General features: G+C 58.7%; 20 protein-coding genes. 19 read left to right on the top strand and 1 reads right to left on the bottom strand.

All coding sequences use genetic code 11. The features are described 5' to 3' along the window. The first annotated feature begins 126 nt into the window (after window positions 1-126). From N554_RS39500 to N554_RS0102120, 16 genes are all read left to right on the top strand, one after another. A complete protein-coding gene (locus N554_RS39500; protein WP_156041737.1) occupies window positions 127-291 on the top strand; it encodes a hypothetical protein in 165 nt (54 codons plus the stop codon). After that, entirely contained in the window at window positions 288-845 is a 558-nt protein-coding gene (locus tag N554_RS0102195) for a DNA N-6-adenine-methyltransferase (RefSeq protein WP_197033389.1), read from the top strand. The genes N554_RS39500 and N554_RS0102195 overlap by 4 nt, the downstream gene beginning before the upstream one ends. 223 nt (window positions 846-1,068) lie before the next feature. Then, window positions 1,069-1,197, top strand: coding sequence for a hypothetical protein (locus N554_RS42610; protein ID WP_256378716.1), 129 nt, complete (start codon window positions 1,069-1,071; stop codon window positions 1,195-1,197). Continuing rightward, window positions 1,194-2,417, top strand: coding sequence for a DNA-methyltransferase (locus tag N554_RS35270; protein WP_051677263.1), 1,224 nt, complete (start codon window positions 1,194-1,196; stop codon window positions 2,415-2,417). The genes N554_RS42610 and N554_RS35270 overlap by 4 nt, the downstream gene beginning before the upstream one ends. 130 nt (window positions 2,418-2,547) lie before the next feature. Next, a complete protein-coding gene (locus N554_RS35265) occupies window positions 2,548-3,129 on the top strand; it encodes a hypothetical protein (RefSeq protein ID WP_156041736.1) in 582 nt (193 codons plus the stop codon). Beyond that, window positions 3,129-3,653: an HNH endonuclease gene (locus tag N554_RS37795; protein WP_029581973.1), complete on the top strand. Its 525-nt coding sequence runs from the start codon at window positions 3,129-3,131 to the stop codon at window positions 3,651-3,653. The genes N554_RS35265 and N554_RS37795 overlap by 1 nt, the downstream gene beginning before the upstream one ends. Beyond that, window positions 3,650-4,159 carry a RuvC family protein gene (locus N554_RS0102170; protein WP_029581972.1) on the top strand — a complete coding sequence of 170 codons (510 nt, stop codon included), beginning with the start codon at window positions 3,650-3,652 and terminating at the stop codon, window positions 4,157-4,159. Before N554_RS37795 ends, N554_RS0102170 begins: the two co-directional genes overlap by 4 nt. Then, a complete protein-coding gene (locus N554_RS37110; RefSeq protein WP_051677262.1) occupies window positions 4,156-5,214 on the top strand; it encodes a DUF7146 domain-containing protein in 1,059 nt (352 codons plus the stop codon). The genes N554_RS0102170 and N554_RS37110 overlap by 4 nt, the downstream gene beginning before the upstream one ends. Next, entirely contained in the window at window positions 5,211-5,459 is a 249-nt protein-coding gene (locus N554_RS0102160) for a hypothetical protein (RefSeq protein WP_029581970.1), read from the top strand. Before N554_RS37110 ends, N554_RS0102160 begins: the two co-directional genes overlap by 4 nt. Then, window positions 5,456-6,802 carry a replicative DNA helicase gene (locus N554_RS0102155; protein WP_081851075.1) on the top strand — a complete coding sequence of 449 codons (1,347 nt, stop codon included), beginning with the start codon at window positions 5,456-5,458 and terminating at the stop codon, window positions 6,800-6,802. Before N554_RS0102160 ends, N554_RS0102155 begins: the two co-directional genes overlap by 4 nt. Beyond that, entirely contained in the window at window positions 6,799-7,215 is a 417-nt protein-coding gene (locus N554_RS0102150; protein ID WP_051677261.1) for a hypothetical protein, read from the top strand. The genes N554_RS0102155 and N554_RS0102150 overlap by 4 nt, the downstream gene beginning before the upstream one ends. Further along, complete coding sequence (locus tag N554_RS0102145; protein ID WP_029581967.1) at window positions 7,212-7,871, top strand: hypothetical protein; 660 nt, start codon at window positions 7,212-7,214, stop codon at window positions 7,869-7,871. The genes N554_RS0102150 and N554_RS0102145 overlap by 4 nt, the downstream gene beginning before the upstream one ends. A 321-nt stretch (window positions 7,872-8,192) precedes the next feature. Further along, entirely contained in the window at window positions 8,193-8,519 is a 327-nt protein-coding gene (locus N554_RS0102135; RefSeq protein WP_029581965.1) for a hypothetical protein, read from the top strand. Between the two features lie 511 nt (window positions 8,520-9,030). Beyond that, on the top strand, window positions 9,031-9,375 hold the full coding sequence (locus tag N554_RS0102130; protein ID WP_029581964.1) for a hypothetical protein: 345 nt from the start codon (window positions 9,031-9,033) through the stop codon (window positions 9,373-9,375). Continuing rightward, window positions 9,356-10,843 (top strand): phage terminase large subunit, encoded by a 1,488-nt coding sequence (gene terL / locus N554_RS0102125; protein WP_029581963.1) that lies wholly within the window; start codon window positions 9,356-9,358, stop codon window positions 10,841-10,843. The genes N554_RS0102130 and terL overlap by 20 nt, the downstream gene beginning before the upstream one ends. A 3-nt stretch (window positions 10,844-10,846) precedes the next feature. Further along, on the top strand, window positions 10,847-12,427 hold the full coding sequence (locus N554_RS0102120) for a DUF4055 domain-containing protein (protein ID WP_051677259.1): 1,581 nt from the start codon (window positions 10,847-10,849) through the stop codon (window positions 12,425-12,427). A gap of 161 nt (window positions 12,428-12,588) precedes the next feature. Here N554_RS0102120 and N554_RS0102110 read toward each other — a convergent pair whose 3' ends face one another. Further along, window positions 12,589-12,894, bottom strand: coding sequence for a hypothetical protein (locus tag N554_RS0102110; RefSeq protein ID WP_156041735.1), 306 nt, complete (start codon window positions 12,892-12,894; stop codon window positions 12,589-12,591). 92 nt (window positions 12,895-12,986) lie between these two features. On the opposite strand from N554_RS0102110, the gene N554_RS0102105 reads away from it, so the two are divergent. The 3 genes from N554_RS0102105 (at window position 12,987) to N554_RS0102095 (ending at window position 15,325) form a co-directional block, all read left to right on the top strand. Then, entirely contained in the window at window positions 12,987-13,388 is a 402-nt protein-coding gene (locus N554_RS0102105) for a ParB N-terminal domain-containing protein (protein WP_029581959.1), read from the top strand. A 194-nt stretch (window positions 13,389-13,582) separates the two neighbouring features. After that, the gene (locus tag N554_RS0102100; protein ID WP_051677258.1) at window positions 13,583-14,353 is read left to right on the top strand and encodes a hypothetical protein; all 771 of its coding nucleotides are present in this window, start codon (window positions 13,583-13,585) and stop codon (window positions 14,351-14,353) included. Window positions 14,354-14,368: 15 nt separating this feature from the next. Then, window positions 14,369-15,325: a glycosyltransferase family 9 protein gene (locus N554_RS0102095; protein ID WP_156041734.1), complete on the top strand. Its 957-nt coding sequence runs from the start codon at window positions 14,369-14,371 to the stop codon at window positions 15,323-15,325. Window positions 15,326-15,475 lie beyond the last annotated feature (150 nt).

Here is a 15,475-nt window from a genome sequence, read left to right as displayed (position 1 = left end):
CGAACGCGGTTGCAAAGAGCGCCAATCAACCTTCGTGGGGTGCATCGGCTTCGTTCTTATTTGGCCGCTCCTAGCTGTTTCGTTGTCCACAGCTACAAAGAATTTTCCTTGCGATGGCATGAGCCGATGAATTTTGCCCTCGTCAAAGACGAAACCCGCGAGCCTGAAACAACACTCGTGGAAATCAGCCCTTCGCTTTGGGCGGCGCTCATTCGCTACGCCATTGCAGAGAGGGTCAATCTGGAAACCGCCGTCAATCAATTCGTGCGGGATGGGTTGGAGTCGGCATGAGCATCGAGGGGCAGGGCCGTTTGACTGGCATGGGCGGGCATCAAAGCGCGCAAATGCTCAAAGACGAGTGGCTGACACCTCCAGAGATAATCGAAGCGTTAGGCGGCCCGCAATCCTTTGACCTAGACCCATGCGCGCCGATCACGCGCCCTTGGGAAATGGCGAAAGAGCATTACACCGTCGCCGATAACGGCTTGCTCAAGCCGTGGCACGGTCGCGTGTGGTTCAATCCTCCCTACGGCGGTCCTAAGATTGTTGGCCCCTGGATGCGGCGGATGGTTGAGCATGGCGTCGGGACCGCGCTGATATTCGCCCGCACCGAAACCGATCTGTTTTTCGAAACGATATGGACGAAAGCAACATCGATCCTGTTTTTGCGGGGCCGCCTCCATTTCCATCACGTTGATGGCAAGCGCGCCGAGGCGAACGCTGGAGCTCCGTCGATCCTGGTCGCCTATGGCGAAGAAGACGACTGGTTCTTGCAGCGGTGTCCAATCGCAGGCCAATACATCCCTCTACTGATGGAAGATGGCGGACGGAGGATGCCGCGATGAGCAGTTTATCAGAGCGCATCGCTGAGTTTCTGTTTGGCCCCAAGGTTCGGGATTGCCCGCGTTGCGAGGGCATCGGTCGTATAAATCATCAATGCGGCATGGGCGCTTGCGTTGATGATCCGTGCCCAGACTGTGACGAGCGTGGCTATTTCTTCAAGAACCCACGTAACGGTCCTGTGGGGATATCAAGGTCAACTACGTCCTGCGCGTCGCTGGAGTCGGCATGAGCGCTGAGACCAAAGAATTGTTGAAGTTTATTTGGTGGAACGACGAAACCGGCGGGATAGGCGGGATGCTCTTCTTTTTCGCCATTGGGTTACTCCCGTTTTTGATTTGGGCGATGGCGCAATGACCGCAACCACGTTTCTTGATGGCAGGGTGACGATGCTGCTCGGTGACGTGCGGGCAATGCTCAAGACGTTGCCGGACGATCATTTCGATTGTGTGGTGACGTCTCCGCCTTATTGGGGTTTGCGGGATTACGGCACCGGGCGATGGGAGGGTGGGGATCCGGACTGCGATCACCGTTCGCCGACCATGCGGGAAGGGCGCAATGAGGATCGGGCGCAATTGCCGGGATCAGCCGCGACCAATTCAGCACAGCTATTGCTGGCGCATCGGTCGGGATGCGGGAAGTGCGGAGCCGTTAAGGTTGACCATCAAATCGGGCTGGAGCCGACGCTTGCCGAACATCTCACCGTCATGGTGGAAGTTTTCGAGGAAGTCCGTCGCGTCCTGAAGCCAACGGGAACGCTGTGGCTCAACTATGGCGACTGCTACGCCACATCACCGAACGGACGCAGCGCGGCCGACACCAAGGCCGCGGGCAACGATGACCGGACGTTCCGCGACAAGCCGTTTTCGACCATCGGAGGCGTACTGAAGGCTAAAGACCTTTGCATGATCCCGAACCGCCTTGCCATCGCCCTCCAGGAAGCGGGCTGGTATGTCCGCTCGGAAATCATCTGGCACAAGCCAAACCCGATGCCGGAGAGCATCAAGGATCGTCCTGGCACGTCTCATGAGAAGGTTTGGTTGCTCTCTAAATCGCCGCGATACTTCTACGATCATGCTGCAGTGGCAGAAAGGGCAACCCATGCCGGTAAGACAATCGTATTGGGCGAGAAGTCCTTTTCCAAGGGGCAGGCAAACGGTTTGGGAATCGCTCCGTCTGGGAATGGAGCGGCTGCTAATTTTCTGGTTGGCGAAACGAAGAACCTTCGCAATGTCTGGACAATACCAACCTCGGCATTCGCAGAGGCACATTTCGCGACCTTCCCGCCTGAATTAGCCGAGAGATGCATCAAGGCCGGATGCCCCGAAGGCGGTCGCGTCTTGGACCCATTCGGCGGATCCGGCACCACCGCGCTTGTAGCTGCGCGGCTCGGTCTAGATAGCGCGATCATCGAACTAAACCCGGAATACGCCATCCTCGCCCGGGCGCGCATTGAAGCGGCCTTCATGGGCAAGGAAGAGGGCTCCCGTCACATGGTCAAACAACTCGGCAAAGACAAAGCGCCGTTCGAACCCGGCTCTCTCTTTGCAGGAATAGAGGGGCAGGCGGCGGAATGAAGATCATGTTCTTCCGGTTCGTCCGTCACGAATACGTACCGGACTGGCTGCAGTGCGGCTGGATTGCGCGCCCAATTCTAAACGGCACCCATCACGGCAATTGGTCGGTAGCGATGGAGTGGATTTGCGATTGCCGACCTCCGTTTCCGAAACAACCATAGGAGCCACCATGGCAGAGCCAGCATTGAAGATAGTCCATTCCATTTCCAACGATCTTGAACTGACGGAATCCGAAAAGCGGGCACTGCTCGTCAACGGCCTGACCGCTTTGGAACTACTGATCGACCGGAAGAACGAGGCCGTCAAAGATATCCGGACGGCTCGAAAGAAGATCATCGCGCACGGTTTCACATCCAAGGTGATCGACTTCGCGCTGAAGGTGCGCAACGACCACGACGGGGAATTGGTTGAACAGCGGCGCGCTGAGATCGAGGTGGCGCGGTTCCTGGGGCATCCGGTCGGCACGCAACCGGAATTGCCGCTCAACATGGAAGACCGGACTCCCGGCGTCGACAAGGCCAAGGCCGAAGGTGAGATCGCCGGCGCTGAAGGCAAAACGTGCTCTGCACCATACGCAGCCGGCAGCCCGAACGAACAGGCATGGCTCACCGGCTGGCATGACGGGCAGGCCATTCTCGCCAGCGCGTTCAAGAAGCTGGAGGCCAAGGCGGCGGCTGAGCCGGAAGCGGACGAAGAAGGCGATGAGGACTGATGCAATCCCCTGACAATCGCACTTTAACCTTCGAAGAAGTGGACCATGTACTTCGATATGAGCCGGAGACTGGGCATCTATTCTGGAGGATAGATCGAGGTAGGAATGGCAAGGGCGCGAGCGGGGCCAAGGCTGGCGCTCGCGCAGGCGGCGTCGCAAACCATGGCTACATTCAAATAAATACCAGGGTTGGTCGAGTCCTAGCACATCGTCTGGCTTGGCTGCTGACGCACCGCGTCATGCCGGAGGTCGAGATTGATCATATAAACGGAAACAGGACGGACAACCGAATCTGCAATTTGAGGGCTGCCACGCGGACTGAGAATAGCCGTAACCAGCAGATGCACTCAGATAACAAAAGCGGTTTCAAGGGCGTGCACAAACGTAACCGAAAATTTCGCGCGGAGATCATGCACCGAGGCAAGAAGGTCCATCTCGGCTATTTTGTAACGGCACAAGAAGCGCACGAGGCCTATTGCAAAGCAGCCCGTGAATATCACGGCGAATTCGCGAGGGCCGCATGATCGTCATAGCCGGGTTCGATTTGGCTACTTGTACGGGTGCCGCAATATTGCAAGGACCGAAAGTCCTACATGCCGAGGCCTTCCGCGCAAAAGGTAAATCGGACCCGGAGATATTCTCAAACTGGAGAATCTGGTTCCGGGCGATGCTTGTTTCTCACTGCGTCCAGCATGTGGCGATTGAACAACCGCTCCGAACTCCGCAGATCGATCGTAAGGGCGAGCTTTCTCCGAAGTCGAGCATGGCGACATATCTCCGGGCTTATGGCTTTCGCGCTCATGCAATCCAGATTTGCGACTCCCTCAATATCCCTTGCGAAGAAGTAAATATGTCAACGTGGCGGGCGGCATTCACCGGGAATGGTCACGCAGATAAGGCCGCCTCCATGGTGATCGCGAAACAACTCTATCCCGGCTTGAAGTCGCTAGATGCTGCGGAATCGATTGGCGTTGGCTGGTGGCTTAACGGGCATCTGAGCCAACTCAAGATGTTTGCGGGGGTCGCATGACCCGCGCCTCCGACGACCGCTTCGAAGCATGGAAAGAAAAGGCTGAAGCTGTCGGTCTTCTAGCCGCCGCGCAGATGTTCGGCGCCAAACTGAAGAAGCACGGCAATGAATTTGTCGGCGCCTGTCCCTTCTGCAATGGCAAAGACAGATTCGCCGTCAATCCCGTAAAGGGAAATTGGCATTGCCGCGGCCATGGCGGGGGCAAATCGCCAATAACGATGACGATGCACATCGGGAATTTATCGTGGAAGGAAGCCTCGGAAGTGCTTGCTGGAGAGCCCCCGCCAAACGGCCCCAGCAAGCCCCTGAGCGATGCTGAAAAAGCAGAGCGCAACAGACGCCGGCTTGCGAATGAGGACGCCCAGCGCAAGCGCAAAGAGCAGGAAGAGCAGTACCAGGATGATACGCGCGAAGCGGCGCATCGGATCTGGGGCGCATCCATTTCGATCTTTGGCACCATTGCCGAGAAATACCTAACCAGCCGCGGCGTCATGCCGGATATTAGCGGGCCTCTGCGGTTTCACCCCACCCTGCCTTATCCGAAAAAGTCCGGCCTGCATCCGGCTCTGATCTGCCGCGTTGACGACATGGGCGGCGAGGCCTGCGCGGTCTGGCGAATCTATCTGAGAGCCGATGGGCGCAAAATGGATGTTGAAGCGCCTAAACTCGGGCTAGGCCCCGCGGGTGGCGGCGCTGTCAGGATCGGAGGCAACGGTCCCAAGATCGGATTGGCCGAAGGCGTCGAGTCCGCCCTTGGCGCGTGGAATCTGATTGGGCGGAAATATCCCGTGTGGGCCGCGCTCTCGACGTCAGGCCTGATCGGAATCGAACTGCCGCTTGGCGTCGAGCATGTGGTTCTGTTCCCCGATGGAGACGCGCCTATCCGCAAACAAGGCAACGAGTTTGTGCCGACGGTGCCCGCTGGCCGCAAAGCAGCGGAGACATTGCGCGCCCGCCTGCTGAGCGAAGGCCTTGGAGTCACCATCGCGGCAGAGCCGGGGCCCGGGCAGGATTACAACGATCTTTGGCTGCAACATTCAAGGGAGGTGGCATGAGCGTAACCGGATATGCGATCCTATCGTTCGGCCTGATCGAAGTTGCGACCGTCAGTCCGACACGGCGCGGCGCCTTGGTAAACTGGCTTGTGACGACCGCTCGGCGCCCGATCTATGCATGGACCACCGACGAAGAGATCGAGCGTCATTGGCGCGAGTCCTGCGGGAGTCGTCGGGACCATGACTGCATCGAGGTCGCCATTACCCCGGCCGCGATGTCCCCGGCAGACCACGGCCTAGCATGATCCACGATTCCACCGCTAACGAGAGAAATTTCCTAGGCTGTTTGCTGCGCTCGCCGCACGAATTTTTCGTAGTCAACGATATCGTCACCGCGGATCAATTCTCGATTGCCCATCACCGGGATATCTTCACGGCGATACGCGACCTGTCCGAACGCGGGAAGCAAGTCACCATCACCGCGCTGCAGGCCAATCTCCCGGAAGAGTTCGACGAGATAGGCCCAGCCATCGGCGTTCTAATGGCGTTAAAGGAAAGCTCGGTAGAGGCGGGGAGCGCGACGGATTACGCGCCGTTCCTTGCAGAGCGTTCGGCGCTCAAGCGGCTGGATGCGCTTTCGATCTGGCTTCACAAGGAAACAGGGAAGAACGATAGGCCGGCAGAGGATATCTCCGCAGAGGCCTCGCTGAGACTGCATGCCATCATGGCCGTAGCATCACCGATGCGGCCAAAGCCGATCGGCGAGATAGCCGCCAACGTCGCCCGCCATGCAAACAGCGCCCAGATGGGCGACGTGGTGTCAGGCCTCAACACCGGCATTTCGTCGCTGGATGAAATCCTTGGCTTGATGCTCGGCTCTGATCTGGGCGCTGTGATCGCTAGCCAGGGCGATGGAAAGTCAGCGCTTGCCGCACAAATCGGCATTCATGCCGCGAAGGCTGGCCGCCCCGTGATGTTCGTCCAGATGGAAATGAGCGACGAACAGATGGCGGCTCGCGAGCTGGCGGCGGTCTCGGGAATATCGGTCAATCAAATTCACGAAGGGGCCTTTGACGCCTTCCAATGGGAAGAGATCGTCCGCGCCGAGAAAGAACTGCGGACGATGCCGTTCCACATCATCGACGCCGAGGAAATGACGGTTCGGCAGATCAAGGCGCAGGCGTTGGGGATGCAACGGACCATCGGCCTGTCTCTCGTTATTATCGACCAACTCGACAAGGTGAAGGCGGAAGGCAAGCCCCGCGATCGGTTTGAGCGCATGGCGGAGATCACGCGGGATCTGAAAAAGCTGGCAAAATTCCTGAAGGTGCCCGTGATCGTACTCGCCCAGCGTACCCGCGGTGCCCAACGGCGGGATGATCCAACCCCTGACGTGCTCGACGCCGACGCGCCCTCGCTCGAGCGTGACTGCGACTGGATTGTCGGCCTATGGCAGCGCAAGAACTGGCTGCGCCGGAACAAGCCCGATGGCCGGTCAGAAGCGGAAACCACCAAATGGGAATCCGACATGTGGAAATGCAAGGACCAGGCGGAGGTGATCTGCCTGAAACGTCGACGCGGCAAAGCATTTGAGCAAAGGACGCTGACGTTCCACGGGGCAACGATGCGGTTTCACGAGGCGCAATGAGCCCCGAACTCGCCAGCATCTGCGCCGAACTCGAGATTGAGGTGATCCCCCCGCACGTCACCCGCACGCCTGGGACGACGAAATGCGGGAATACCTTTGAGCGCATCCGCCGGCGCTATGGCGAGGGCCATTTGATCTTGCTGCTCCGAACCATCATGGAGAGCGAGAACAACCGGATGGCTCTTGTCGAGCCGGTGATCTGGGCGATCAGCGACGTGATGCTGGCCAACCCGCGATGGCCTTCCCGAGGGCTTGAATGGCTCGCCGCGTTCGATGAAATCGACCTGTGCGAGGTATGGGCGGCATCGAAGGAAGCGAACGGGGCGCCGCCTGAAAGGCATGGTGTGGCCTCCAAAATTACCGAGTTGATGCAAAAGCGATTTGGCGAAGGCAAAGAGGAGAAGCTTCTATGAATTTCGAACCGGAGATTATCAGGGCGCGGTTTGTTGAGGCAGCTCATACCGAAAGGTTCCTCGCCCCAGCCAAAGGCCCCACAGCCAAGGCATATTGGCCAGAATATTTTTATGACGAGGAAGACAAGGCCGGCTGGGACGACGCAGCCCGACTGGACAACGCTGAGAAGTGGAAGGGCCGCGCATCATCCGGCGCCATCTCAAGACACCAGGAATGTCTTGAGTGGACGGCAACGCGGATAGATGATGAAAAGCGCCGGCACATTCTCTGGGCGTGGGCGTTTTGCAGGGCGAACGGCTGGGACTTCGGCGCCCGCTGCGTCAAGCGCGGATGGGCTCGTCCTACGGCCTATAGGCGTTTAAATGCCACCGTGGAGGCGATTTCAGATCATTTTCGTATGGAGGGCTTCGTGGTGCGCCTTCCCGACGATAAATGGGTGAGACACGAAACCCCAAATCTGGCATGTGTCAGTGGCACGATGGGGCGAAGCGACGATAAGCCCGCGCCCATCAAGTTCACCCCCGGATATCGAACCGAAAAGTCCCGCGACCTTCTGACAACGCCAGAGGCGGTCGTCGATTTCGCCAAGGCCCTTGACCGTCGAAACGCCAGAATGCGAAAGCTGCAGGCGTGGCGTAACGAGGGTGTGGCGTGATGAGGGGAAACGGTGGCGTAGCAGTTGCGGCTGTCTTTGGGCTCATCATCCTTTCGGTGATTGTTTGGAGTCAGGTGTCACTTTGGCAAGAATGCCGTGCTCAGCATAGCTGGTACTACTGCTTCCGCGTTGTCGGGGGCCGATAATGCGGACCAACTACCCCACCCGCGAGATCGGCCGGCGCATAGACACCGAGTCCATCAAGCGCCATGCCTTCGAGAACCAGGGCATTGTAGTGGCAAAGGTGGATGACCCACGGCTGTCATGGGTGGACAGGGAAGAGTTGAAGCGGATCGGGGCGAAGCTGTACGGGAGCCGGTCATGACGCGGATCATCTGTGAGGAGTGCTCACATTTCTTCGACCCGTCCGACAAGCGAGGGCGCATCAGCGACGACAAGCGGTTTCCAACGCTCTGCCCGCTGTGTTGCTACATGCGGTATCGGGGCGACGAGCAGTGGGCAGTCTGGAATGATTGCCAAGGAATCTTCGAATGCCGCGTGCGCCTAGCCGAGGTCGATAAGCTCATCGAGACCGAGTACCATGACGTGGGCGCTCGTGCGGTGCCGGTGCGGGTCTATCCCGAGCCCAATGACCGCCACGATTTTCGCCGGTGGGTTGAGAACGAGCGTACCGCGCGACGCGCCTGATTTGCCGGGGAAGCGCTGACACCCGCAGCCCGTAACAGGGTTAGGGGTCGCCGACGCAAGAACATCGTCCCCCGGCACCAAAATCTGACTGCCTAGCGCGGAACGCAGGGTGACGGTTGTGCGTGGCGCAGCCTGACTGCACGGGGATGCCCCGGTCACGGGATCACCGCACGATAATGCGTAACTTCGACGCCAAAGGTCTTCCGTATGGGGGCTCGCTGGCGGTCAGACACCAATCGGACGGCTCCGCCAAGGCGCGGCCTCTCAAACGCCATGACCTGCAAGATGGCGCCAGTGACCACGGGGGAGTCGTCCGAGCTAAATTAGAGTGTGCGGGTCGACAACCTTGAACGGATGCATCACGTTCGCATGGCGGGAGCGGCCCGCAGGTTGTCTATCTGATAGAGGCCGACCCCCGCACTGGCCGGTGGAGTAGTCGCCGCTCCGACTCGGAGCTTAGCAACGCGCTGTCCTGAAATCAAATTTACCCGGATAAATATCAAGAAATCAAATGGCTCATGGTGGCAAGAGGCCGGGATCAGGCCGAAAGGTCGGCGCGGTCAATAAGATAACCGCACAGGCCAAACGTGAAGCGCTCAAGAGCGGGATCACCCCTCTTCAATACATGCTGGGCGTGATGCGCAACAGCCGGGCCGACACCAAGCGCCGCGATGACATGGCGAAAGCCGCCGCCCCGTTCTGCCACACCCGGGCCATTGAGCACACCGGCGCCAATCGTGGCCCGATCACCACACTGGACCTGACCAAAGCATCTGATGAGCAGATCAGCGCCCTTGAGGCCATCTTCGGCCCGCTTGCCGAGTCCGGCAGTGATGATGAGGGCGATCAGGGCTGAGAAGGCCCGAAGAGTTGTTGAATCTGAACGCGAGCACACCCGCAAGAACGCCGATGCCATCCGTGCCCATTGCGAAACCCTAGCCGGCTTCGTCCGTGAAGCCTGGCACGTCCTCGAGCCCAACGCCCGCTATATCCACAACTGGCATATTGACGCGATCTGCGAACATCTCGAGGCGGTAACGGACGGGAGGATAAACCGGCTACTGGCGAATGTGCCGCCCGGATCGATGAAATCCTTGCTGGTCTCTGTATTCTGGAATGCATGGGAGTGGGGGCCGAAGGGGCTTAGGTCACTTCGATATCTCACCACCGCGTTTAACGATGGCCCAGTGAAGCGGGACACCCGCAAGACGCGCGATCTGATCCTGTCGGAGTGGTATCAATCGCTCTGGCCGGAGGTGAACCTGACCCGCACCGCGGAAATGTCCTTCGCGAACAGCGACACGGGAACGCGGGAGGGCGTGGCGTTCGGCTCGCTTACCTCGCAACGTGGCGATCGGCTCATCATCGACGACCCGCATTCGGTCGACACCGCGGAATCCGAGACAGAGCGCAACAACACCACCAGGCGCTTCCGGGAAGGCGCGCTGAACCGGCTGAACGATCAGGAAAAGTCCGCGATAGTGGTCATCATGCAGCGATTGCATGAGGATGACGTGTCAGGGACCATCCTAAAACTTGGCATGGGATACACGCATCTCATGCTCCCCTTGGAGTTCGAGCCGGAGCGGGCTTGCCAGACCTCGATAGGGTTCAAGGATCCGCGCGTGGTCGACGGCGACTTACTCGATCCGCAGCGCATGCCGCGCGAAACCGTCGACAAGATGAAGCGCGATACCACGGCTTACACCATGGCCGGGCAGTATCAGCAGCGCCCCGCGCCTCGAGAAGGCGGCATATTCAAGCGGCATTGGTTTGAGATCGTGCCAGCGGCTCCGGCAGGCGCCCGCAAGTGCCGCGGCTGGGACTTGGCGGCATCGAAGGCCAAGGTCGGCTCAAGCGCATCAGGACCTGCTTATACCGCAGGCGTGAAGGTCTCAGAGCTGAACGGCGTTTACTACATCGAGCATGCCATCCGGGAGCGCGGCTCGCCGGCCGAGGTCGACCGCATGATCCTGAACACGGCGGTCGCCGATGGCCGCGCAGTCACAATTTCTATTCCACAAGATCCGGGCCAGGCCGCGAAGGGCCAGGTTCTAGCCTTCGCAAAATTGCTGGCTGGTTACAACGTCAGGTTTTCGCCTGAGACCGGCGACAAGGAAACCCGGGCTCTCCCGGTCTCTGCACAGGCCGAAGTCGGCAATGTGAAGATCGTCAAGGGTGCATGGAACGATGCTTTCCTCGAGGAAATCTGCACCTTCCCGGCCGGCACGTTCAAAGACCAGACCGACGCCCTGTCTCGCGCATTCGCTGAGTTGTTGAAGGGCGGAAGCCCTACGCTCATCGTCCAGAACCACGGAATCTAATCAATGGCCGATGAGATCGACCCCAGCGCAACGTCGTCAGACTATGACGCCCAGATTGCGTTCTGGGAGAAGGTTGACGCCATTCTGCAGGGCGAGGATGCGATCAAGGCGGGCACCACGACGTACCTGCCCAAGTTCGCAAATGAAAAGCAGGCGGTCTATGACTACCGGCTCGCCAATGCGCCGTTCACGAACATCTATTCGGACATTTCCAAGAACCTTGCTTCCAAGCCATTCAGCAAGGAACTGGTGCTCAAGGAAGGCACCCCGCCTCCATTCGTAAAGCTGGCCGAGAACATCGACGGGCAGGGCAATAACCTGCACGTTTTCGCGGCGAGTGCGTTCAAGTCGGCGCTAGATAAAGGCATCGACTGGATTCTCATCGACTACACCAAGGCCAAGCCCCGAGCCGATGGCAGGCCACTCAGCCGGGCCGAGGAAGCCCAGCAGAAGCTTCGCCCGTACTGGGTGCATGTGCCAGCCGAAAACATGCGGGCGGTCTACAGCGACTTTGTGGGAGGCGTGGAGGTCATCCACCGGGCCTGCATTAGCGAAACCTCAAAGCAGATCGACGGCTTCGAGGAAACCTGCATCGAGCGCGTCCGGGTATTGGATCGCGTCAGGCTGGTTGATGAGTTGGGCCAGACGACGGGCTACGCCCCGGCGACATGGACGCTGTGGGAGCATCAGACCAATTCCGAGGGCAAGGCGGGCTGGGTCATCATCGGGTCAGGCCCGATCACGATCGGCATCATCCCGCTTGTCGCGGTCACACTGACCAAGCGCAGCGGCGGCTCATGGATTGTCGAGCCAGCCATCCGCGACATCGCGAATATGCAGATCACTGAATACCGGCAGGAGTCGAACCTTAACTGGGTCAGCATCATGACCTGCTTCCCGATGTTCTGCATCTCGGGGATGGAGACGAAGGATGCGACCGGCGCGCTAATCGAGGTCTCAGTCGGCCCTAATATGGTGTTCCAGATCCCGCAGAACCAGCAGGGTACGGGACCGGCCGGCACGGCAACCGTTGTGGAGACGAGCGGCGCGGCAACATCAGAATTGCGCGAGCAGCTTGAGCTGTTCCGCAAGGAAATGCGCGACCTCGGCATGCAGCCCTTGGCTGAGGCCAATCTGACCGTTGTCACCACGGCCAATGTATCCAAAAAGGCAAGCTCCGCGGTCCAGGCTTGGGCGTTCCTGTTCAAGGACGCGCTGGAATCCGCGCTCAAGATCACCGCCATGTGGCTGGGCGATAAGGTTGAGCCGGAAGTCGTACTGCACACGGATTTCGCGGTCGAACTCGAGAGCGGCAAGGAACTGGATGCGCTGCTCAAATCGCAGGGTCAGGGCATCTATTCCGCCGAGACGGTGCGCGCCGAGTTCAAGCGCCGCAACGTGGTGTCAAACGACCTCACCGAGGAAGAAGAACAACAGCGCCTCGCCGAAGAGCAGGAGGGCCAACAGCTTCAGCCTGAGAAGGTGATTGATCCGGTTACGGGTGCGCCCGTGGTGGTGACGCCGGAGCATGGCACGGTCAATCCGCCGCCGGCGCCGGTCAAACCACGGCCCACGGCTAACTGACGTCATCCGGTCTTAGCTTTAGCCGGATCATCAAGCGAAGGAGCTTGGCAACGGACTCAGGGATGGCATTCTCGCCTGCAATCCAGCGGCGGGACTGTCTCTCACCAACGCCAAGGAACGCAGCAGCGGAGCGCTGTGACAGTCCTAGGCGGTCTATGGCGTCAGCGTATTGCTTCGGCGTCATATAGTCTCCGGATTGCTTCGATAGCGCGCTTCTTGGTCTCCGTCGCAGCTTCGGCCTCCGCCTTATTCAGGTATAGGCTAATACTTGTGGGGATAATTAGAATGGCGCTGATGGCATCTAGCAGGGCCGCGGAGCGATCTTTCTCGGCGGATATGGTGTGCTGCTGAAGGGCCGCTTCTAATACCAATCGCGCATTGTGAGCTGGCGAACGCGCCGGGCTCCCATATTTACGCTCGGCCAGTAAATCGCACGCCTCGATTATGGCTTGTCTCATTGCGGTCATTTGCCTGCTCCGTTGTTCGATGAAACAAACATAGGGCAATTGGTCCTATAGGTCAATACGTCCTGAAATCACAACTGACGGCAGGAACGACAATGGGCAACCCGTATCATGACCCTAAGAATGGGGAGTTTACGAACGCGCCGGGTGGCACCCATGCGAAAAACGCCAAGGCCCACCTGAACAAGCTTATATCTGAGGACTTCGGCGTTCAGGTGCCCTTAAGTCAATTGCGTACGGAGCGCGGAGCCAACTTGGCTGGATGGAGGGGTGAGAAGGTCCCCGAATTCCAACCCGGTGGCCGCAAGGAGGCATTAGCGAGTCGGGACGCCAAGATCATCTCTGGTCTCAGGCAAATATTGCGGTCTGGAAAAGAACTTGACCCGATTGCGGTGGCGCAAGAGGGCCAGAGCTTCAGGATACTGGACGGCCACCACAGATTTGTCGCTTACGAACTGGAAGGCCGGGCTCGTATACCAGCCAAGTTGGTTAAATAATTGGAGAACGTGATGTCGACCGTGCTGTTACTGACATGCTGGGCCACCTGTATAGGCTTTGGCTTCAGACTCGGTTGGGAGGCGCTACCAGTTGTCCAGCAATCGTTGGGCTACATCCTAGTTCGCGCGATCGTATATCCGTTGGCGGTTTTTCAGGTCACGACTTCCAACATGAAACGCAGGGCGCGCTACTCATGGCGCTCATGGCGCAATATGGGCCTGTGAACCACAGTGTTTGGTTGGGCTGGGATCCTCGTGAGGCATCAGCCTTTGCGGTCGCGCGCAAGTCCTGCCGGCATCATCTGACCCGCCCTATCCCGATATACGGGCTTCTGCTGGATGATCTGATTGGGATGGGCCTGTATCAGCGGCCGATCGAATACCGCGCCAGCGCGGCTGACAAGCCCGTTATGTGGGACGTGGTGAGCGACGCGCCCCAAAGTACAGAGCACGCCAACAGCAGATTTTTTGTGCCCATGCTGGCCAAGACCGGATGGGCGCTGTTCTGCGACGGCGATGTGATGTTCCGCGGGAATGTCGCGCGGCTGTTCGACCAATTGTCGCCTGACAAGGCGGTCTATTGCGTCTGGCATAACCATGATCCCAAGCCGGGTATCAAAATGGATAACCAGGTCCAGACTTCCTACGGACGCAAGAACTGGTCCTCTGTAATCGCCTTCAACTGCGATCATCCGGCCAACAAGGCGCTAACGCTGGACGTTCTGAACAAGACGCCGGGGCGCGATCTGCACCGCCTGTTTTGGCTTGCTGACAGCGACATCGGCGAGCTTGATCAGGCTTGGAATTACCTTGTCGGGCATACTGACCCGGAGATATCCGCGACGATCGCGCACTTCACCTCGGGCATCCCGGACATGCCGGGGTATGAGGACTGCCAGTACGCCGATGAATGGCGAATGCAGTTGGCGGATTGGGCGCGCGGGCCACTGAGTTTTGGATCATGAAATTTAAGATCGTTATTGAACAATCCAGAATTTGGCCAGACACAAGCGCCTATTCGCTCTACAGGCTTAGATGGTTCGGCTGGCAGTTTGTTTCTCAGCACGAATGTCGAAGTTTTGCCGAGGGGCACGCTGAGAAGCTTGCTAGTCGTAAGTGTCGCGCGAGTTTTGTCTGAAGTGGGGTTCGGTGACGAGTTACTTGGAACTGGCTTCGCCCGTGGTGCCAAGGCCAGAGGCAAGCGAATAGCCTTCGGTGACGGCAAGCGGATCATCTGGAATCACCTGAGCGAGCAGATATTCAAGGGCAATCCGAACATTGCGCCTCCGGGCAGCGAGAATGACCGCGACATCGAGTGGCATCCGTTCTGCCGCGGCAACAGGATTTATAACCGCCAAGTCGGTGATCGTTGGGAATGGAATTACTCGTTCCGGCCGATACTGGGCGAGGTGTTCTTCACACCCGATGAAATCGAATTCGGCAAGCGGCATGGCTCGGGCTTTGTCGTCATCGAGCCGAATATGCAGGTCAAGGGATTTGGACCTAACAAGCAATGGACGGTCGATCGTTACGATGCAGTCGCGAATAAGCTGGCCTCGGAAGGGCACCGGATCAGGCAGTTCTACTATGGCGCCGGTCACCGTCTCGCCGCTGCCGAGCAGATCAAGACGCCTTCGTTCCGTCATGCAGCAAGGATTCTGAAAAATGCAGCGCTTTATATCGGACCTGAGGGCGGACTACACCACGCATCCGCTGCGGTCGGTATTCCTGCCGTTGTTCTGTTTGGTGGGTTCATTCCTCCTGGTGTTACTGGCTACGGCACCCACACCAATCTAGCAGCACCAGGAACGCCTTGCGGCTCTCTGAGTGCGTGTGAGCATTGCAAGGCGGCTATGGCAAGCATATCAGTCGGCGACGTGATGGACGCGGCGCGAGCGTTCCTTAGTGGCGCCAAATCTGATATCGTAGCGGCTTGATTGAAGGATCGCCAATGACTTTGGGTCCATACTCAAATGATGCTGTAGACCGAGCCAAAGAAGGCGCGCAGGAATGGCTCAATGGGAATGTAGACGGCTATCCTAGATCCTGGAAGCAAGAGGAGATGGATGCTGAACGCCGCGACTACG

Origin of the sequence: Bradyrhizobium sp. URHD0069 (assembly GCF_000701345.1) — a bacterium.
Classification (GTDB): Bacteria; Pseudomonadota; Alphaproteobacteria; order Rhizobiales; family Xanthobacteraceae; genus Bradyrhizobium.
The sequence above is the reverse complement of the archived record's forward strand: the minus strand, read 5'-3'. Positions and strand labels throughout refer to the sequence as shown.